Annotated in this window: 15 protein-coding genes; 9 read left to right on the top strand and 6 right to left on the bottom strand. The window is 64.8% G+C overall.

Annotated elements, in window-relative coordinates:
• Positions 1-18 precede the first annotated feature (18 nt).
• Entirely contained in the window at positions 19-1,167 is a 1,149-nt protein-coding gene (locus IVB07_RS26440; protein WP_247363454.1) for an IS30 family transposase, read from the top strand.
• Here IVB07_RS26440 and IVB07_RS26435 read toward each other — a convergent pair.
• Together IVB07_RS26435 and IVB07_RS26430 are read right to left on the bottom strand one after the other, a co-directional pair.
• Positions 1,049-2,629, bottom strand: coding sequence for a fatty acid--CoA ligase (locus tag IVB07_RS26435; RefSeq protein WP_247371169.1), 1,581 nt, complete (start codon positions 2,627-2,629; stop codon positions 1,049-1,051). The two genes, IVB07_RS26440 and IVB07_RS26435, sit on opposite strands and share 119 nt — an antisense overlap.
• Before the next feature lie 228 nt (positions 2,630-2,857).
• Positions 2,858-3,730, bottom strand: a complete 873-nt coding sequence (locus IVB07_RS26430) for an SDR family oxidoreductase (RefSeq protein WP_247363452.1) — start codon at positions 3,728-3,730, stop codon at positions 2,858-2,860.
• Between the two features lie 116 nt (positions 3,731-3,846).
• Between IVB07_RS26430 and IVB07_RS26425 the strand changes: the two genes are divergently transcribed.
• From IVB07_RS26425 to ppc, 4 genes are all read left to right on the top strand, one after another.
• Positions 3,847-4,656 carry a crotonase/enoyl-CoA hydratase family protein gene (locus tag IVB07_RS26425; RefSeq protein ID WP_018456967.1) on the top strand — a complete coding sequence of 270 codons (810 nt, stop codon included), beginning with the start codon at positions 3,847-3,849 and terminating at the stop codon, positions 4,654-4,656.
• 128 nt (positions 4,657-4,784) lie between these two features.
• Positions 4,785-6,329, top strand: coding sequence for an acyl-CoA synthetase (locus tag IVB07_RS26420; RefSeq protein ID WP_247363451.1), 1,545 nt, complete (start codon positions 4,785-4,787; stop codon positions 6,327-6,329).
• 171 nt (positions 6,330-6,500) lie between these two features.
• Positions 6,501-6,905 carry a YccF domain-containing protein gene (locus tag IVB07_RS26415; protein WP_018456965.1) on the top strand — a complete coding sequence of 135 codons (405 nt, stop codon included), beginning with the start codon at positions 6,501-6,503 and terminating at the stop codon, positions 6,903-6,905.
• A gap of 1,324 nt (positions 6,906-8,229) precedes the next feature.
• The gene (ppc, locus tag IVB07_RS26410) at positions 8,230-10,950 is read left to right on the top strand and encodes a phosphoenolpyruvate carboxylase (RefSeq protein WP_247767809.1); all 2,721 of its coding nucleotides are present in this window, start codon (positions 8,230-8,232) and stop codon (positions 10,948-10,950) included.
• A 52-nt stretch (positions 10,951-11,002) separates the two neighbouring features.
• Here ppc and IVB07_RS26405 read toward each other — a convergent pair whose 3' ends face one another.
• The 4 genes from IVB07_RS26405 to IVB07_RS26390 all read right to left on the bottom strand — a co-directional run bounded on the left by IVB07_RS26405 (position 11,003) and on the right by IVB07_RS26390 (position 14,717).
• On the bottom strand, positions 11,003-12,115 hold the full coding sequence (locus IVB07_RS26405; RefSeq protein ID WP_026233273.1) for an SMP-30/gluconolactonase/LRE family protein: 1,113 nt from the start codon (positions 12,113-12,115) through the stop codon (positions 11,003-11,005).
• 124 nt (positions 12,116-12,239) lie between these two features.
• Positions 12,240-13,154: an SDR family oxidoreductase gene (locus IVB07_RS26400; RefSeq protein WP_085352191.1), complete on the bottom strand. Its 915-nt coding sequence runs from the start codon at positions 13,152-13,154 to the stop codon at positions 12,240-12,242.
• A 5-nt stretch (positions 13,155-13,159) separates the two neighbouring features.
• Positions 13,160-14,299 (bottom strand): thiolase, encoded by a 1,140-nt coding sequence (locus IVB07_RS26395; RefSeq protein WP_085352192.1) that lies wholly within the window; start codon positions 14,297-14,299, stop codon positions 13,160-13,162.
• A 4-nt stretch (positions 14,300-14,303) separates the two neighbouring features.
• Positions 14,304-14,717 carry an OB-fold domain-containing protein gene (locus tag IVB07_RS26390; RefSeq protein WP_085352230.1) on the bottom strand — a complete coding sequence of 138 codons (414 nt, stop codon included), beginning with the start codon at positions 14,715-14,717 and terminating at the stop codon, positions 14,304-14,306.
• Positions 14,718-14,890: 173 nt separating this feature from the next.
• On the opposite strand from IVB07_RS26390, the gene IVB07_RS26385 reads away from it, so the two are divergent.
• From IVB07_RS26385 to alkB, 4 genes are all read left to right on the top strand, one after another.
• On the top strand, positions 14,891-16,240 hold the full coding sequence (locus tag IVB07_RS26385; RefSeq protein WP_085352193.1) for an amidase: 1,350 nt from the start codon (positions 14,891-14,893) through the stop codon (positions 16,238-16,240).
• Entirely contained in the window at positions 16,233-16,919 is a 687-nt protein-coding gene (locus IVB07_RS26380) for a DUF2848 domain-containing protein (protein WP_085352194.1), read from the top strand. Before IVB07_RS26385 ends, IVB07_RS26380 begins: the two co-directional genes overlap by 8 nt.
• Before the next feature lie 158 nt (positions 16,920-17,077).
• Positions 17,078-17,824: a 2OG-Fe(II) oxygenase gene (locus IVB07_RS26375; protein WP_085352195.1), complete on the top strand. Its 747-nt coding sequence runs from the start codon at positions 17,078-17,080 to the stop codon at positions 17,822-17,824.
• A 9-nt stretch (positions 17,825-17,833) separates the two neighbouring features.
• On the top strand, positions 17,834-18,487 hold the full coding sequence (gene alkB, locus IVB07_RS26370) for a DNA oxidative demethylase AlkB (RefSeq protein WP_198959272.1): 654 nt from the start codon (positions 17,834-17,836) through the stop codon (positions 18,485-18,487).
• The last annotated feature ends 98 nt before the right edge of the window (positions 18,488-18,585 follow it).

Raw genomic sequence — 18,585 nt, 5'->3', positions numbered from 1 at the left:
CCATCTGGAGGTGTTGCCATGGGGCGGACTTACAAACAGCTCTCCCTTGACGATCGATGCGAGATTGCCCGCCTTTCGGCCAATGGCGGCTCGGTCGGGCAAATCGCGGCAGCTTTGGATCGGCCGCCATCAACGATCTCTCGGGAGCTGAGGCGGAACCGTGGCAGGCAAGTCGGCTACAAGCCAAGCTATGCTCAGCAGCAGACCCGGGCGCGGCGCTGGAAGGGCTCTCGCCTCGAGCGGGACGCCAGCTTGCGCCGCGAGGTCTTGGCAGGCTTGAGCCGCGGTTGGTCACCCGAACAGGTCGCAGGCAGGCTGGCCCGGGAACGTGGCCGTAGGGTGATCTCCTGCGAGAGCATCTACCGCTTCATCTACGCCCAGATCACACGCACGACGGACTTCACCTGGCGGCGCTATCTGCCTCGAGGCAAGAGCAAGCGAGGCCACCGCGGCAAACGAGGCGGGAGCCCCGCAAGCTTCATCGAAGGCCGTGTTTCGCTGGCAGAACGGCCTGCCGAGGTCGCCGATCGCAAAGTCCCGGGCCACTGGGAAGCCGATCTGATGATGTTCTCCAAATACCGGCAGGCCATCCTGGCCGTCCACGAGCGAACCTCGCGCCTGCTGCTCGCCGTTCCCATCGAACGCAAGTTCGCCGCCGGTATCGCTAGCCATCTCGTACGCCTGTTCAAAGCCGTACCGGAGGCACTGCGCCGTACCGTCACCTTCGACAACGGCACCGAGTTCGCCGCCCACCTTTCCTTGCAGAGCCTCTTGATGAAGACCTTCTTCTGCGACCCGCACGCGCCGTGGCAAAAGGGCGGCATCGAGAACGCCATCGGCCGCTTGCGCCGCTTCATCCCCCGAAAGACCGACCTCGAAAAGCTCCCAACCAGGCGCTTCCGTCAGTCCATTGCCGCCTACAACAACACCCCGCGCAAATGCCTTGACTTCAGAACCCCGGCAGAGGCCTTCTCCTCTCAACTGTTGCACTTCGAGTGTGAATCCACCTCCCGGCCTTCGCCGGGACGACGATGTGGCTGGAGTGGTGCTAATTCACCCTTCTATCCTTCCCCGCCCAATACGGCTCCCGCAACTGCCGTCGCAAAATCTTGCCTGAGGAATTGCGCGGCAGCGCCGGCAAAAACTCCACGCTCTTCGGCGTCTTGAAGCCGGCGATGCGCTCGCGCGTGAAGTTGATGATGTCGGTGGCGGTCGCCTGCTTCCCGGGCTTCATCACCACAACGGCCTTCACCGCCTCGCCCCATTTGTCGTCGGGTATGCCGATCACGGCAGCTTCCGCGACGTCGGGATGATCGCACAGCGCGCTCTCGACCTCGGCCGGGTAGATGTTTTCGCCCCCGGAGATGATCATGTCCTTGATGCGGTCGTGGATGTAGAGATAACCGTCTTCGTCCATGTAGCCGGCATCACCCGTGCGCAGCCAGCCGTCGCCGCGCAGCGTCGCGGCGGTCGCTTCCGGCAGGTTCCAGTAGCCGGCCATGTTGGAGCCCGAGCGCGTCGCGATCTCGCCGACCTCGCGCGGCGGCAGCGGCTTGCCGTCAACGTCTAGGATCGCGATCTCGACGCCCGGCAGCGCCTTGCCGGCCGAGCGCATCCGCTCCAAGCCCTCGATATGATCCTCCGGCGGCAGCGCGACGATGGTGCCGGTGGTCTCGGTCATGCCGTACATTTGCACGAACCCGCATTTGAAGATCTCGATGCATTCCTTCAGCAGCGCCGCCGGTATCGGCGAGGCGCCGTACAGCATGTATTTCAACCGGGAGAAATCGACAGTCCTCGCGCGCGGCTGCCGCACCACGAACTGCATCGCCGCCGGCACCATGAACAGCTTTGTGATGCCGGACTGCTCGAAGAAATCCAGCACCTTGGTCGGATCGAACTCGCGCGCGATCACGCCGCGGGCGCCGTGGTAGAGCCCCATCACGCCCCAGCCGGAGCCGCCGATATGGAAGATCGGCATCGCGACCAGCGACACGTCGTCGGTCGACCATCGGTTCCACTCCGGCTTGTCCTCGGCATTGCCTGTTTGCACCAGGTTGAGGAAGTTCGCATGCGACAGCATCGCGCCCTTCGGCTTGCCTGTCGTACCCGAGGTATAGAGCTGGATCGCGATGTCCTTAGTGTCGATCGGCACCTTGGGATCGTCGCCACTCTGTGCATCGCGCCAGGCTGTAAAATCCTGCCATTCCGGCGCGCCGCCTTCGGTGGTGATGACGCTGCGCACGCCCGGCAACTGGTCCTTGATCTGGCGGACCTGGGTGATGAACTCGGGTCCCACGAACAACACCGGCGCTTTGCAGTCGCTCACGATGAAGGCGACCTCGGGGCCCGCGAGCCGCCAGTTCACGGGCGCCATCACCACGCCGGCCTTCATGGCACCCATCAGCAGCTCGAAATAGATGTCACTGTTCTTGCCGAGATAGGCGATGCGCTCGCCCTTGTTCACACCCATCGCGATCAGCGCATTGGCGACGCGATTCGTCTTGATGTCGAACTCGGCGAAGCTGGTGACACGACCTTCGAACTCGAAGGCGATGGCATTGCCGCGGCTCTTGGCGCGCTCGCGCACCATGTCGGCGAGGTCAGCCAATGGCTGTGTGGTGGACATGTCTCTCCCGTGACGTCTTGTTCTTATGCCGCGGAGTGTGGCGTCATCCGCGGGCGAAGACAAGATGGGAGAGGGTACGCCATGGCTTCAGCGTCGTCGTCTTGGCGAAAGCCAGGACCCATAGCCACAAGACGCAATTTGGCGAAGACTGGCCATGGCCAATCTTCGCCAAAGAACATTCGGTGATAATGGGTCCTGGCTTTCGCCAGGACGACTACGGAGAGAGCCTCAGCCCCGCTTCGCACGGTCCTTTTCATTCTGCGCCATGATGCTCTCGCGCGCGGTTTTCCAGTCGTCGTCGCTCCAGTCGCGGAGCTGGTAGAAATTGCCGCCCATCGCGAGCGCCTGGGCGCCGTCCATGGCGATGGTCTCGCCGCTGATCCAGTCGCAGCCGCCGGAGATCAGGAACACGGCGACGTTCTGCAATTCCTCCATGGTGCCGACGCGGCCCATCGGGTTCATCGCCTTGGTGCGCGCGCCGGCTTCGTCGCCGGGCTTGATGCGCTTGCTCATGCCCTCGGTCGGGATCTCGCCCGGCGCGATGGTGTTCAGCCGGATGCCGTAGCGGCCCCATTCGGTCGCGAGCGACATCGTCATGGCATGGATCGCCGACTTGCTCATCGCCGACGGCACCACGTAAGGCGATCCGTTGCGCACCCAGGTCGTGGTGATCGAGACGACGTTGCCGGGCTGCTTCAACGCGATCCAGCGCTTGCCGACCGCCTGCGTCACGTAAAACGTGCCGTGCATGACGATGTTGGCGACGGCGTCAAAGCCGCGCGGCGACAGCTCCTCGCTGCGCGAGATGAAATTGCCGGCGGCGTTGTTGATGAGGTCGGTGAGGGGGCCGTCGCGAAAGATGGTCTCGATCATCTCCTCGACCGCGAGCGCGTTGCGGATGTCGACGCCGTGGCTGGTGACGCGGCCGCCATGCTCGGCCATCAGCTCGGTCGCGGTCTCGTCGCAGACGATCTTGCGCCGGCCGCAGATGTGCACTTCCGCGCCGAGCTGGAGAAAGCACGCCGCCATCGACTTGCCGAGCCCGGTGCCGCCGCCGGTCACGAGGATGCGCCGCCCCGCCAGAAGATTTTCCTTGAACATGGCTGTTTCCCCCGTCGCGATTGTCGGTTAATTGATCGATTGACTAAATCCGGCCGCCGGCTTCCTGTAAAGCGGCACCGAACAAGAACAGCCGGGAACCAGGGGAGAATTCATCCATGGAAGAGCGCGTCTCGATCTCGATCTCGGAAGGCGTCGCCGACGTGCGGCTGGTGCGCGCGGACAAGATGAATGCGCTGGATCAGGCCATGTTCGAGGCCCTTGTGGCCGCAACGGATCGGCTTTCGAAGGAAAAAGGCGTGCGCGTCGTGGTGCTGTCCGGCGAGGGCCGCGCCTTCTGTGCCGGTCTCGACATGGGGCGTTTTGCCGCCATGAAGGAAAAGGGGGGTAATGGAATTCCGGGTGGCGAAAATCGCGACCTCACCAAACGCACGCACGGCCAGGCGAATTTTGCGCAACAGGCCGTGTGGGGCTGGCGCCAGCTTCCGGTCCCCGTGATCGCGGCGATCCAGGGCGTCGCCTTCGGCGGCGGCTTCCAGCTCGCACTCGGCGCCGACATGCGCTTCCTCACGCCCGATGCGCGAATGTCGGTGATGGAAATCAAATGGGGCCTGGTGCCCGACATGGCGGGCACGCCGATCCTGGCTTCGCTCGTGCGCGACGACATCTTGCGCGATCTCACCTACACCGGCCGCATCTTCTCCGCGCAGGAGGCGATGGCTTACGGTCTCGCCACGCGCATCTGCGACGACCCGCGCGCTGCCGCGCTCGACGTCGCGCGCGAGATCGCGGGAAAAAGCCCCGATGCGATCCGCGCCGCGAAACGCATGCTCAACAATCTCTCGGTCGATCCGGGCCCCGCGCTACTCGCCGAGTCCGTCGAGCAGCAGAAGTTGATCGGCAGCGCGAACCAGACCGAGGCGGTGCGTGCCAATCTCGAGAAGCGCGCCCCGAAGTTTGCGGATTAGCGCAGACCTCATCCCGAGGAGCCGCGAAGCGGCGTCTCGAGGGATGGGCCACGGGCTCTCATGGTTCGAGACGGCGCCTTGCGCCTCCTCACCATGAGGGGCAACTTCAACAACAAAGAAAAACAACAATGAGCGAAACCTCAAATTTCCTCGGCATCGTCTCCGGCGGGCGCAGCCGCTCCCATGCCGAGGTCGCTGATCGTGCCGACCGCATCGCGAGCGGTCTCAGCCAGATCGGCGTCAGGCAGGGCGATTGCGTCTGCATGCTGATGCGCAACGACATCGCCTTCATCGAAGCCGCCTATGCCGCCATGCGGCTGGGCGCCTACGGCGTGCCGATCAACTGGCACTTCAAGCCCGAAGAGATCAACTACATCCTGAACGACACCGGCACCTCCGTGCTGATCGGCCATGCCGACATGCTGCATGCCTTGCGCGATGCGATACCCCAAGGCGTCACCGTGCTCAGCGTTCCGCCGCCGCCGGAGATCCTGTCCAGCTACAAGATCGATCCCGATCATCTGAAGACGCCGGCCTTCGCGATCGATTTCGAATCCTGGCTCGCAGAGCACCAGCCCTATGACGGCCCGGTCGTGCCGCAGCCCATGAACATGATCTACACCTCGGGCACGACAGGCCACCCCAAGGGCGTACGGCGCAACGCGCCGACGCCGGAGCAGGCGGCTGCCGGCGAGCGCATGCGCGCGATGATCTACGGGCTCAAGCCCGGCGCCCGCACGATCCTGCCGGGCCCGCTCTATCACTCCGCGCCGAACTCGTTCGGCATTCGCGCGGGAAAACTCGGCGGCGCACTGGTGCTGATGCCCCGCTTCGAGCCCGAGGAATTTCTCGAGCTGATCGAGCGCTACAAGATCGACACCATCTTCATGGTGCCGACCATGTTCATCCGCCTGATGAAGCTGCCGGAGGAGGTGCGCAAGCAATACGACGTCTCCTCGCTCCGCCACATCATTCACGCCGCAGCACCCTGTCCGGCGGACGTCAAGCGCGCCATGATCGAATGGTGGGGGCCGGTGATCTATGAATTCTACGGCTCGACCGAATCCAGCGCCGTCACCTTCGCGACCTCCGAGGACGCGCTGAGGAAGCCCGGCACCGTCGGCAGGATTTCGCCCGGCGCCGAGCTGCGCTTCATCGGTGAGGACGGACGCGTGCTGGGTGTAGGCGAGATCGGCGAGCTCTACTCGCGCATGGCCGGGATGGCCGATTTCACCTACCACAACAAGCCGGAGAAGCGCGCCGAAATCGATCGCGCCGGCTTCATCACCTCCGGCGACGTCGGCTATATCGACGAAGAGGGCTACGTCTTCATCTGCGACCGCAAGCGCGACATGGTGATCTCGGGCGGCGTCAACATCTATCCGGCCGAGATCGAGTCCGTGCTGCACGCGGTGCCCGGCGTGCATGATTGCGCGGTGTTCGGCATCCCCGATGCCGAGTTCGGCGAAGCGCTGATGGCGGTGGTCGAGCCGCAAGCCGGCGTTACGCTGGATGCCGCCGAAATCCGCACCCGCCTGAAGGCCTCGCTTGCCGACTACAAGGTCCCAAAGCACATCGAGATCCGCACCGGGCTGCCGCGCGAAGACTCCGGCAAGATCTTCAAGCGGCGCCTGCGCGATCCCTATTGGGAGCAGGCGGGGCGGAAGATCTAGCGGTGCGTAGCCCGGGTGAGCGAAGCGATACCCGGGATAACAACCAGTAAGAAACGGATGTCGCTTCGCTCATCCGGGCTACACGAGCACGCGAATACGTGAGCGGCTTTATCGATCGCAACCTCGCGCATCGTGCTATACTCACGGGATCATCGACCTTCGGATCATCCCATGGCTCCCGTTTCCATCCTGCTCAACCTGCTCTGGATTCTCATTGGCGGCGCCTGGATGGCGCTCGGCTGGCTGGTCGCCGCGGTCATCATGGCGGTCACCATCATCGGCCTGCCCTGGGCGCGGGCGGCGTTCAATATCGCCGTCTACACGCTGATGCCGTTCGGCTCGCGGGCGGTCAGCCGCTATGAGGTCACCGGTGTCGAGGATGTCGGCACCGGCCCGCTCGGGGTGATCGGCAACATCATCTGGTTCGTGCTCGCCGGCTGGTGGTTGGCGCTCGGCCACCTCTTCACCGCCGTGGCCCTCGCGATCACCATCATCGGCATTCCCTTCGCCTGGGCCCACCTCAAGCTCGCCGGCATCGCGCTCTGGCCGATCGGCAAGGTGATCGTGCCGGCTTAAGGCAAACTCGTAGGATATCCTACGCCTCCGCAATGCGTCACATTTCATTGCAACTTTTTCCCGGCTTCATTGTTGACGAGCGGGAGCGAACGCGGCCGCAATGTGCCGCGGCTGGCCCTTGGTTCATTCTTATCGGGAGGCGATTGCATGAAGTGGCTTTGCTTGGTGGGCTTTGTGGCGGGGGCCGTTGCTTTGACACCCACACCTTCTGCTTCGGCGATGCCCGTTGCCAAGCCGGACACACTGGGCGCGTTTCAGACTGACACCATCGAGGTCAAGGGCGGCCACGGACATGGCGGTGGCCACGGGTGGGGTCATCGCGGCGGCCGTGGTCATCATTACGGCTGGGGCAGAGGCCGAGGCCATCACTATGGCTGGCGGCACCATCACCACTGGTAAGCGTCACTATTGTCCCGAGATTGGAGTCGGGTGGCCGCTCAATGCTTCCGACCCACAATCCCTCGCGTTGCCCGACGGGCAAAACCCGCCACATGCAGGTCAATCGATCGGTTCTCCAATATTCTGATTGACCGAATTTGCGTCTTCGGGTAAACCGCAAGATATTCCGGCCCGCTAAAAAGGGCGTTTCGCGATCGTCACGATACGTGAGCCGGAATGCGATGGACGCGGCAGCGCCGGCGCGTGACGAGGTGGCAGGGCGGGCTACGCCTGTGAGCCATCGCGATCCGCGCGAACGACCCGGCGCGGTCACAGCGTTTCTATTCGACTTCGGGGGCGAGCACGCGCGAGCTTCCGGATGTCCGGGGAGGGACGTCCGCGGACGGCAAAAGCGTGTGGTCCTGACGCCCGGGGTCTGTGCGTCAAGGCTTGCGGTGATGTGCGGCCCGACCGGGTGCGCGCATCGATCATCTGCAAGGCGACGGGGGCAATAGTGCGTCGCTCCCCGGGGAGAGCGCGCCATAAGCCGTAAACCATTGCGCAGGGAAGGCCGGGATGTTCCGGCATCACCTGTGGTCACCCCCGCGTGCGTCTTTCGCGTGCGGACCCTGGGTGCCAGCCGGCGCCCGGCCTTCCCTGCGCCCTTTCTTATCGATGAGGGCGAAACGGACAGCAAAACTCGGGCCCCTGCGCCGCGAGACCGCGGACGTGTGCGCGCGCCGTTCAGCAAGGCGCATTTCTCCCATGATCGGTGATGTTGCCGCGCCGCCCCCAACTTCATCTTGCGCTGCGGCAAAAAACTTGCACACTCGGCTGAGCCGGGCAGCCAAGCGAGCTCGAACAGCGGAGCGAGCCAATGTCCCTCCAGACCATATCATCCGACACCGCCGATCAGCGCCCCAACCGCCCCGAGCACGTCCAGGCGATGGAGGCGGACGCGCGGCTGCGGGACGACATCCGCCTGCTCGGGCGCATTCTCGGCGACACGGTGCGCGACCAGGAGGGGCCGGAATTGTTCGATCTGGTCGAGCGCATCCGCCAGACCTCGATCCGATTCCACCGCGACGAGGACCGGCTCGCCCGCCACGAGCTCGAGCAGATCCTCGACAGCATGTCGACCTCCGAGACGGTGCGGATCGTCCGCGCCTTCAGCTATTTCTCTCACCTCGCCAACATCGCCGAGGACCAGAACAACATCCGCCAGATGCGCGCCAACAAGGGCGGCGGCTCCGGCGTGCTGGCCGAGACGCTCGCCCATGCGAGGGCTGCGGGCATCGGTGCCGATGCCCTGCGCAACTTCTTCAAGAGCGCGCTGGTCAGCCCGGTTTTGACGGCGCATCCGACCGAGGTCCGCCGCAAGAGCACGATGGACCGCGAGATGGAGGTAGCTAGCCTGCTCGATCGTCGCGAGCGCGTCGCGCTGACGGCGGAGGAGGCCGCCGCCAGCGACGAGCAGCTCCGCCGCGAGGTGCTGACGCTGTGGCAGACCAATCTGCTGCGCCGGACCAAGCTCACCGTGCTCGACGAGGTCGCCAACGGCCTGTCGTTCTATGATTACACGTTTCTCCGCGAGGTGCCGCGGCTGGTCAACGCGCTGGAGGACCGGCTGGAGGAGGGCGGCGAGCAGGCGGCCGGCGAGCTCGCCTCGTTCCTGCGCATGGGCAGCTGGATCGGCGGCGACCGCGACGGCAATCCCTTCGTCACCGCCGACGTGATGCGCGGCACGCTGCGGCTGCAGTCGAGCCGGGTGATGCAGTTCTATCTGAATGAGCTGCACGTGCTCGGCTCGGAATTGTCGATCGCGGCCCATCTCGCCGACGTCTCCGAGGAGCTGCGCACGCTGGCGGAGCGCTCGCCCGATACCTCGCCGCACCGGAGCGGCGAGCCGTATCGTCTTGCGGTCTCTGGCATCTATGCGCGCCTGACTGCAACGGCCGAAATGCTTCAGGTCGAGATCACGCGCCGGCCGGTCGGCAAGGGCGCGCCGTATGACAGCGTCGGGGAGCTCAAGGCCGATCTCGACGTGCTGCACCGCTCTCTGATCTCCAACAACGCCGGCGTCATCGCCCGCGGCCGGCTGCGGCTGCTGCGCCGTGCGGTGGACTGCTTCGGCTTCCATCTGGCCCGGCTCGACATCCGCCAGAACTCGGCCGTGCACGAGCGCACCATCGCCGAGCTGATGGACGCCGCCAACCCCGGCATGTCCTATCTCGCGCTCGGCGAGGACGCGCGCATCTCCCTGCTCACCAACGAGCTGCGCTCGACGCGCTCGCTGGTGTCGCCATTCGTCAAATACAGCGACGAGACCATGGGCGAGCTCAACGTCTTCCATGCCGCAGCAGAAGCGCATGCGAAGTTCGGCTCGGACGCCATTCCCCAATGCATCATCTCGATGTGCAAGGGCATGTCCGACATGCTCGAGGTCGCGGTGCTCCTGAAGGAGGTCGGTCTCGTCCATCCCTCCGGGCGCAGCGCGATCAACATCGTGCCGCTGTTCGAAACCATCGAGGATCTGCAGGCGTCTTCCACCATCATGGACCGCATGCTCTCGCTGCATGATTACCGCCGGCTGGTCGACAGCCGCGGCAGCGTGCAGGAGGTCATGCTGGGCTATTCCGACTCGAACAAGGATGGCGGCTTCGTCACCTCGGGCTGGGAGCTCTACAAGGCCGAGATCGGCCTCGTCGACGTGTTCGAGCGCCACGGCGTGCGCCTGCGTCTGTTCCATGGCCGCGGCGGTTCGGTCGGCCGCGGCGGCGGCCCGAGCTACGATGCCATCATCGCCCAGCCCGGCGGCGCGGTGAACGGCCAGATCCGCATCACCGAGCAGGGCGAGATCATCTCGTCGAAATATTCCAACGCCGAAGTCGGCCGCAGCAATCTGGAGATCCTGGCAGCCGCGACGCTGGAAGCGAGCCTGTTGCATCCGCGCCAGAGCGCGCCGCGCCGCGAATATCTGACCGCGATGGACGAGCTTTCAAGCCTGGCCTTCAAGGCCTATCGCGGCCTCGTCTACGAGACCGACGGCTTCGTCGATTATTTCTGGGCGTCCACCGTCATCAACGAGATCGCGACGCTCAACATCGGCAGCCGCCCGGCCTCGCGCAAGAAGACCCGCGCGATCGAGGATTTGCGGGCGATCCCCTGGGTGTTCTCCTGGGCGCAATGCCGCCTGATGCTGCCCGGTTGGTACGGCTTTGGCAGCGCCGTCGAGCAATGGATCGCGGAGCATCCCGACAAGGGCATGCCGTTCCTCAAGGAGCTCTACAAGGAATGGCCGTTCTTCCGCATGCTGCTGTCGAACATGGACATGGTGCTGGCGAAAAGCTCGATCGCGATCGCGTCGCGCTATGCCGAGCTCGTGCCCGACGAGGCGCTCCGGGAAAAGATATTCGGCCGCATCCGCCGCGAATGGCATTCCTGCATCGAGACGCTCTTGGACATCATGGGCCAGGACCGCCTGCTGCAAGGCAACCCGCTGCTGGAGCGCTCGGTGCGCCACCGCTTCCCCTATCTCGACCCGCTGAACCACGTGCAGGTCGAGCTGCTGAAGGAGCACCGCGCGCAGAACCCGGACGAGCAGGTCCTGCGCGGGATTCAGCTGACGATCAACGGGATTTCGGCGGGATTGAGGAATACGGGGTAGAGACATGGTGAGTGGCGAGTGGAATCCATTCGCCACTCACCATTCGCTGCACTCAACAGAAATGCGCGCCCTGCGTCTCCACATACACCGCATAGAGCGACTGGCTCGCGGTCATGAACAGGCGGTTGCGCTTCTTGCCGCCGAAGCAGACGTTGGCGCAGGTCTCGGGCAACAGGATCTGCCCGATGCGCGCGCCGTCGTTTGGCGCGAACACCTGCACGCCGTCATAGCCGGGGCCGACCCAGCCGGCGCCGACCCAGATGTTGCCTTCGGTGTCGACGCGCAGGCCGTCGGGGAAGCCTGATTTGCCGTCGAGCGTCATGTCGATCAGCTTCTTCGGGTTCGAAAGCTTCGCCCCATCGATGTCGTACGACCACACCACGTTCTTGGCTTCAGGATAATGCGTGATGCCGGTGTCGCAGACATAGAGCTTCTTGTAGTCCTGACTAAAAGCGATGCCGTTCGGCTTGAACGGCTCGTCGGCCACCTTCGCGACCTGGCCGCTCTGCGGATCAATGCGATAAACCGCTTCCTTCTGATGGGGCTGCAGCGAGCCGGTATTGGCAAGCTTGCCCTCGTAGATACTGATCGCGCCGTAGCCGGGATCGGTGAACCAGATCGCCTTGTCGTTGGGATGCACCACCATGTCGTTGGGGCCGTTGAGCGGCTTGCCGCCGGCCTGCTCGGCCAGGGTCGTCACCGAACCGTCGTGCTCGTAGCGGACGAGCCGGGTGCGCTCGGCACTGAGCTGGCGCCCCTCGGTGTCGAACGAGTTGCCGTTGGCCTCGTTCGACGGCTTGTGGAACTGCTCGGAGATGTGGCCGTCGTCATCGAGGTAGCGCAGCTGCCGGTTGGCGGGGATGTCACTCCAGACCAGATATTGCCCTTGCGCATTCCACGCTGGCCCTTCCGCCCACAGGCAGCCGGTATAGAGCCGCTTGATTGCGGTGTTGCCGACCTTCGCCTTGAAGCGCTTGGGATCGATGGCAATGATGTCAGGATCGGGATAGCGCTGCGGCTCGGCATTGGCGCCGAAGTCGCGGGCGTCCGCGCGTGAGGCGAGCAGGGCGGATGCGGCAACGGTCGCGGCGCCCTTGAGGAGCGTGCGGCGGGCGAGGCCGCTGCCTGCAGTCGTGTCGTCGGAGTCGGTCAGCATTCTTGTCATGGTTTCCTCCCAAAGTTGGGAGGAAATGATCCGCCAGCAATCGGGCGTAAAGCGGAGCGATCTCCGGACAAGGCAGCCGGAGATCGCAGAGCAGGAATGCCGGAAGTGCGGCTCGACGGGATCCTTACACGGGATCCCACGGGAAGATGTCGGCGGAGCGGTCGAGCTTGTAGAATGATCCCTTCAGCGCCGGCATGCCGTGTTCCGCGATCGATTGCGGCGTCCAGCCCTCGCTCCGGTGCACCGAGCGCAGCGGACGGTTCTGGCTGAACAGGAACAGCTCGTTCATGCGCGCGCCGAAGATCTGCCCGGACACGTCCTTGGCGGCATCGGAGAGCAGATAGGCGCAGACCGGCGCGATCTTCTCCGGGCCCATCTGCTTGATCTTCTCGACGCGCGCCTTCTCGGCTTCGGTCTCGGTCGGGATGGTCCCGATCATGCGGGTCCAGGCGAACGGCGAGACGCAGTTGGAGCGAACGTTGAAGCGGCCCATGTCGAGCGCAATAGACTTCGACAGGCCGACGATGCCGAGCTTGGCGGCGGCGTAATTGGCTTGTCCAAAGTTGCCGATCAGGCCGGAGGTCGAGGTGAAGTGCACGAACGAGCCGGACTCCTGCTCGCGGAAAATCCGTGCCGCGGCGTGGCTGACGTAGAACGAGCCCATCAAATGCACCTTGATGACGGCCTCGAACGCTTCCACGCTCATCTTGTGGAAGATCATGTCGCGCAGGATGCCGGCATTGTTGACCACGCCGTCGAGCCGGCCGAAATGATCGGTCGCGGTCTTCACGATCCTGCTGGCGGGGATGGCTTCGGCCACCGACTCGAAATTGGCGACGGCGGTGCCGCCGCGCTTCTTGATCTCCTCGACCACTTCCTCGGCGGGCGCGGCGCTGGTGCCAGCGCCGTCCGCGGCGACGCCGGGATCGTTGACGACGACCTTGGCGCCCTCGCCGGCGCAGAGCAGCGCGATTTCGCGCCCGATGCCGCGGCCTGCGCCGGTGACGATGATGACCTTGTCTTGCAGTGATTTCGTCATGTGGATTACCTCTCGTTCGTAAACACGATCGTGCCCGACGCGGCGAACATGCCGCCGACGCCGTGACACACCGAAATCTTCGCGTTGGCGACCTGCGCCGGCGCGATACCGCGCATCTGCCGCACGCTCTCCTGGAGCGCGTACATGCCGTACATGCCCGAATGCATGTAGCTCAGGCCGCCGCCATTGGTGTTGAGCGGCAGCTTGCCGCCGGGCCGCGTGTTGCCGTCGGCGATGAACTTTCCGGTGTCCTCGTGCGGCATGAAGCCGAGGTCGCCGAGGCCGAACAGCGGCAGATGCGCAAAGGCGTCGTAGATCATGAGATGGTCGACGTCCTTATGCGCGATGCCGGCCTCCTTGAAGGCGAGGGGCCCCGCGGTCTTGAACGCGCGCGAGGAGTTGAACGTCTCCATCTGGCTGACCATCGGCGTCTCCACGCTCTCGCCGGTGCCCATGATGTAGACGGGCTTGCGCGGAAAATCCCTGGCACGGTCCGCCGAGGTCAGGATCAGCGCGCCGCCGCCGTCGGTGACGAGGCAGCATTGCAGCAGGCGGAACGGATAGGCGATCATGCGCGAGTTGAGGACGTCCGCGACCGTGATGGGATCCTTCATCATCGCGCGCGGATTCTTCGCCGCCCACTCCCGCTGCACCACTGCGACCGAGGCGAGCTGCTCGTGCGTGATGCCATAGGTCTTCATGAAGCGAAGCACGGGGATCGGGAACATGCTGGGCGGGCCGTAGACACCGAACGGCGCCTCGAACTGGCCTTGCAGGCTGTCGGCAGGAATCGAGCGCGGTGCCTTGCCGATCATCGACTTGCCGCTCTCGGCATGGGTGATCAGCACCGTCTTGCACAGGCCGGCCTCGATCGCTGCGGCGGCATGGCGGACGTGCAGCATGAAGGAGCAGCCGCCGACCGAGGTGCCGTCCACCCAGGTCGGCTTGATGCCGAGATAGTGGCAGACCTGCTGCGGCGTTTCGACGGCGGTGGCGAAACCATCGATGTCGGACAGCTTCAGCCCGGCATCGGCAATTGCATTGAGCGCCGCATCCGCGTGAAGCTGGAGCTGCGAGGCGTTGGGGATGACACCGAGCTCGGTGGTCTCGGCCGCGCCGACGACGGCAACCTGATTGCTGCGCATGGGCTTACCCCTTCGCCGGACGGAATACGGGAAGGGTGATCTTGTCGTCGAGCGCCTCGAAGGCCACCTCGAGCTTCATGTCGAGTTCGAGCGCCTCCGGCGTCTGCGGGCAGTCGATGATGTTGCTCATCATCCGCGGTCCCTCTTCGAGCTCGACTACCGCAATCGCGTAAGGCGGCGTGAAGCCGGGCGCGGCGGGACGGTGGTTGATCACGTAGCTGTAGAGAAAGCCCTTGCCGCTCGCCTTGAAGATGCTGACCTTGCGCGAGGCGCAGGACGGGCAGAACGGGCGCGGCGGGAAATAGACATGCGCACAGGCGTCGCAGCGCTGCAGGCGCAACTCGCTCGCCTTGGTGCCGTCCCAGAAATGCTGGGTCTCCGGCGTCGGTTTCGGTCGCGCGCGATGCGGTTCGGCCATCTCGGCAGGTCCTCCCAAGGCCAAGCGAAGCCCGGCTGTTGCGATCTTGATGCGACAATCGACCATGGCGCGTCAACGGTCCAGCAATGCGCATGCATGCCATCATGCGCACAATGCTTGTGTCGAAGTGAGGCAGCGCTATACATTGCGCGCAAATATTCCGTGAGACAGACATGCCCGATTTTTCGACACTGAAGAAGCTCGCCGAAGACCTCGAAAGCGGCCGCACCAGCTCCCGCAAGCTGGTCGAGGCTTGCATCGCCAAAATCGCCGATCCGGCCGGCGAGGGGCAGCGTACCTTCATCCATGTGGACAGGGACGCCGCGCTTGTGGCGGCGGATGCGATGGACGGTTTGCGCAAGGTGAAGGCGGCGCCGTCGCGCTACGCCGGTATCCCGGTCTCGATCAAGGATCTCTTCGACATCAAGGGCCAGGTGACGCGCGCCGGCTCCCGCGCGCTTGATGATTCCTCGCCGGCCGAGCAGGATGCCCCCACGGTAGCGCGGCTGCGCAAGGCCGGCTTCGTCGTGATCGGGCGCACCAACATGACCGAGTTCGCCTATTCCGGCATCGGCATCAATCCGCATTACGGCACGCCAAAGGGCGCCTGGAACCGGGCCGAGGGCCACGTGCCCGGCGGTTCGTCCTCGGGTGCCGCGGTCTCCGTGCTCGACGGCATGGCGCATGGCGCGCTCGGCACCGACACCGGCGGCTCCTGCCGGATTCCGGCGGCCTATAACGGCATCGTCGGCTACAAGCCGACGCAGCGGCGCGTGCCGCTCGACGGGGCTGTGCCGCTGTCGTTCTCGCTCGACAGCATCGGGCCGCTGGCACGATCGGTCAGTTGCTGTGCCATTCTCGATGCCGTGCTCGCCAACGAGCTGATCGGCCCGCTGAAGCCGCGACCTGTCAAGGGCATGCGGCTGGCGGTGCCGACCACGATCGCGCTCGATGACCTCGACGCGGCTGTGGCCGGGACATTCGAGCGTGCGCTCAAGAGCCTTGCCGATCACGGCGCGATCATCGAGCGCATGGAGATGGCCGAATTCCACGACATCGGACCGATGAACGCCAAGGGCGGCTTTGCGGCTTCCGAAAGCTACGCCTGGCACCGCTACCTCCTCACATCCAAGGGTGACGTCTACGATCCCCGAGTCTCCGTGCGCATCATGCGCGGCGAGGCGCAGAGCGCGGCGGACTACATCGATCTTCTCCACGAGCGCCGCTCGCTGATCGCCCGCGTCAATGCGCGGATCGCGCCCTATGACGCGCTGGTGCTGCCGACCACCGCCAACACGCCGCCGAAAATCGCCGATCTCGCCGACGACAAGGAGTTCACCAGGGAAAACCTGCGGGCGCTCCGCAATTGCACCCTGATCAACATGATCGACGGTTGCGCCATCTCGCTGCCGGCGCATCGCGAGGGCGAAATTCCCGTCGGCCTGATGCTGGCGGGCGCGGGCGGATCGGACCGCCGTATCTTCGAGCTTGCTGCCGGCATGGAGGCCGTAATTCGTGTTTGACCTGACCTTCACCGTTGACGCCCAGGACACCACCACGCCGCTGACGCTGGCGATCGACCAGATGGTCATCGCCGGCTGGACCGGCCGCGATCCGGTCGCGCGCGACAAGCACATTGCCGAGCTGCAGGAGATGGGTATCGCGCCGCCGGCCTCGACGCCGATCTACTACCGTGCCTCGGCGCGGCGGCTGACGCAGGAGGACAGCATCGAATGCACCGGCGGCGATTCCTCCGGCGAGGTCGAGTTCGTGCTGATCGGCTGGCAGGGTCGCATTTTCGTCGGCTGCGGTTCCGACCACACCGACCGCAAGGTCGAAGCCTACAACGTCACGGTGTCCAAGCAGATGTGCGACAAGCCGATCGCATCCACCGTGTGGGAGCTCGAGGACGTCATCGGCCATTGGGACAGGATGATCCTGCGCTCCTGGGCCACGATCAAGGGCGAGCGCGTGCTCTACCAGGAGGGCACGCTCGACGCGATGCTGCCGGTCGTCGACCTCATCGCGCGTGGCTTCGACGGTGGGAAATTCCCCGACGGCTGCGCCATGTTCGGCGGTACGTTTGCGGCGAAGGGCGGCATCCGTCCCGCCGATCGCTTCGATTTCGAGCTGGAGGACCCCGTGCTGAAGCGCACGATCAAGCACGGCTATGACGTGGTGACGCTGCCGGTGCGGGGCTAAAGTCTCTCCTTCGTCATTGCGAGGAGCTCTTGCGACAAAGCAATCCAGACTGGTTCCGCGGAGGAATTCTGGATTGCTTTGCTCCGCTCGCAATGACGGGGAGAGAGACGGAAATCGGGTGGTAGAGGACGGGGCGGTCCTGCGAAGGTCAGAGAGCCATGACAGCAACAGCACGCAAATCGCCTCAATCCCCGTCAGCGGATACTGCCGCCCATGTCGATGCCCTCGACTGGCCGCAAATCACCGGCGAGCTCGACACCCACGGCTCCGCCGTCCTGAAGGGCCTGCTCACGCCGGAGCAGTGCCGCGCCGTCGCCGCGCTCTATCCCGACGACACCAACTTCCGCAGCCGTATCGTCATGGGCCGCCACGGCTTTGGCCGCGGCGAATACAAATATTTCTCCTATCCGCTGCCCGATCTGATCGCGCAGTTGCGCCCGGCGCTCTACGCGCATCTCCAGGGCGTCGCCAATCGCTGGAACGAGGCGATGGGGATCGACATTCGCTATCCCGCCACTCACGCCGCGTTCCTGAAACGATGCCACGAGGCAGGCCAAACGCGGCCGACGCCGCTGCTGTTGCAATATGAGGCCGGCGATTTCAACTGCCTGCATCAGGATCTCTATGGCGAGCACGTGTTCCCGCTCCAGGTCGCGATCCTCTTGTCCGAGCCGGGACGCGATTTCACCGGCGGCGAGTTCGTGCTGACCGAGCAACGCCCGCGCATGCAGTCCCGCGCCGAAGTGGTTCCGCTCGCGCAGGGCGACGCCGTTGCCTTCGCTGTGCATCATCGTCCAGTGCAGGGGACACGCGGCACCTACCGCGTTAATCTCCGCCATGGCGTCAGCCGGATTCGCTCTGGCCAGCGCTACACGCTGGGTGTGATCTTTCACGATGCGAAATAAACGCTGCCGCTGATGGGGGATTTGTTCGATAATGTCGCCGAAGCTCAGCCGTCGCGCGAGAAGATCGCCGACGGCGCCGTGCTGCTGCGCGGCTTCGTCAAGCCGATCGAAAGCGAGTTGATCGATGCGGTGCGCGCCATCGTGGCGCAGTCGCCGTTCCGGCGCATGACCACGCCCGGCGGGCATCTGATGTCGGTCGCCATGACCAATTGCGGCGAGCGCGGCTGGATCACCGATCATACCGGCTATCGCTATGATCCCATCGACCCGCGGACCGGGGCGCCGTGGCCGGCGATGCCACCCGTGCTCCGCGATCTCGCCCGCCGCGCGGCGGAGCAGGGCGGCTTTAATGGCTTTGCGCCCGATGCCTGCCTCGTCAACCGCTATGAGCCTGGCACGCGGCTGTCGCTGCATCAGGACAAGGACGAGCTGGATTATTCGGCGCCGATCGTCTCGGTCTCACTTGGGCTACCTGCGACCTTCCTGTTCGGCGGCCTGGCACGCAGCGACAAGCCGCGCCGCTTCCGCTTGGTGCATGGCGACGTCGTGGCCTGGGGCGGCCCTAGCAGGCTGGCCTATCACGGCGTCGCGCCGCTCGCCGACGGCGAGCATGCGTTGCTCGGCCGCAAGCGGGTCAATCTGACGTTCCGCAGGACGCGCTGATCTTCCTTCTCCCCTTGTGGGAGAAGGTGCCTTCCCGAAAGGGAAGGCGGATGAGGGGTCTCCATCCGCGGAGACAGCCCCTCATCCGTCTCGCCGCC

The organism is Bradyrhizobium sp. 172, from assembly GCF_023101065.1.
In the GTDB taxonomy this organism is placed as follows: domain Bacteria; phylum Pseudomonadota; class Alphaproteobacteria; order Rhizobiales; family Xanthobacteraceae; genus Bradyrhizobium; species Bradyrhizobium canariense_D.
This window is presented reverse-complemented; position numbering and strand designations above follow the sequence as displayed.

Excerpts from the sequence above, each read along its gene's own strand:
- IVB07_RS26440 (WP_247363454.1), top strand. The coding sequence starts at position 19 with ATGGGGCGGACTTACAAACAGCTCTCCCTTGACGATCGATGCGAGATT.
- IVB07_RS26435 (WP_247371169.1), bottom strand. The coding sequence starts at position 2,629 with ATGTCCACCACACAGCCATTGGCTGACCTCGCCGACATGGTGCGCGAG.
- IVB07_RS26430 (WP_247363452.1), bottom strand. The coding sequence starts at position 3,730 with ATGTTCAAGGAAAATCTTCTGGCGGGGCGGCGCATCCTCGTGACCGGC.
- IVB07_RS26425 (WP_018456967.1), top strand. The coding sequence starts at position 3,847 with ATGGAAGAGCGCGTCTCGATCTCGATCTCGGAAGGCGTCGCCGACGTG.
- IVB07_RS26420 (WP_247363451.1), top strand. The coding sequence starts at position 4,785 with ATGAGCGAAACCTCAAATTTCCTCGGCATCGTCTCCGGCGGGCGCAGC.
- IVB07_RS26415 (WP_018456965.1), top strand. The coding sequence starts at position 6,501 with ATGGCTCCCGTTTCCATCCTGCTCAACCTGCTCTGGATTCTCATTGGC.
- ppc (WP_247767809.1), top strand. The coding sequence starts at position 8,230 with ATGGAGGCGGACGCGCGGCTGCGGGACGACATCCGCCTGCTCGGGCGC.
- IVB07_RS26405 (WP_026233273.1), bottom strand. The coding sequence starts at position 12,115 with ATGACAAGAATGCTGACCGACTCCGACGACACGACTGCAGGCAGCGGC.
- IVB07_RS26400 (WP_085352191.1), bottom strand. The coding sequence starts at position 13,154 with ATGACGAAATCACTGCAAGACAAGGTCATCATCGTCACCGGCGCAGGC.
- IVB07_RS26395 (WP_085352192.1), bottom strand. The coding sequence starts at position 14,299 with ATGCGCAGCAATCAGGTTGCCGTCGTCGGCGCGGCCGAGACCACCGAG.
- IVB07_RS26390 (WP_085352230.1), bottom strand. The coding sequence starts at position 14,717 with ATGGCCGAACCGCATCGCGCGCGACCGAAACCGACGCCGGAGACCCAG.
- IVB07_RS26385 (WP_085352193.1), top strand. The coding sequence starts at position 14,891 with ATGCCCGATTTTTCGACACTGAAGAAGCTCGCCGAAGACCTCGAAAGC.
- IVB07_RS26375 (WP_085352195.1), top strand. The coding sequence starts at position 17,078 with ATGACAGCAACAGCACGCAAATCGCCTCAATCCCCGTCAGCGGATACT.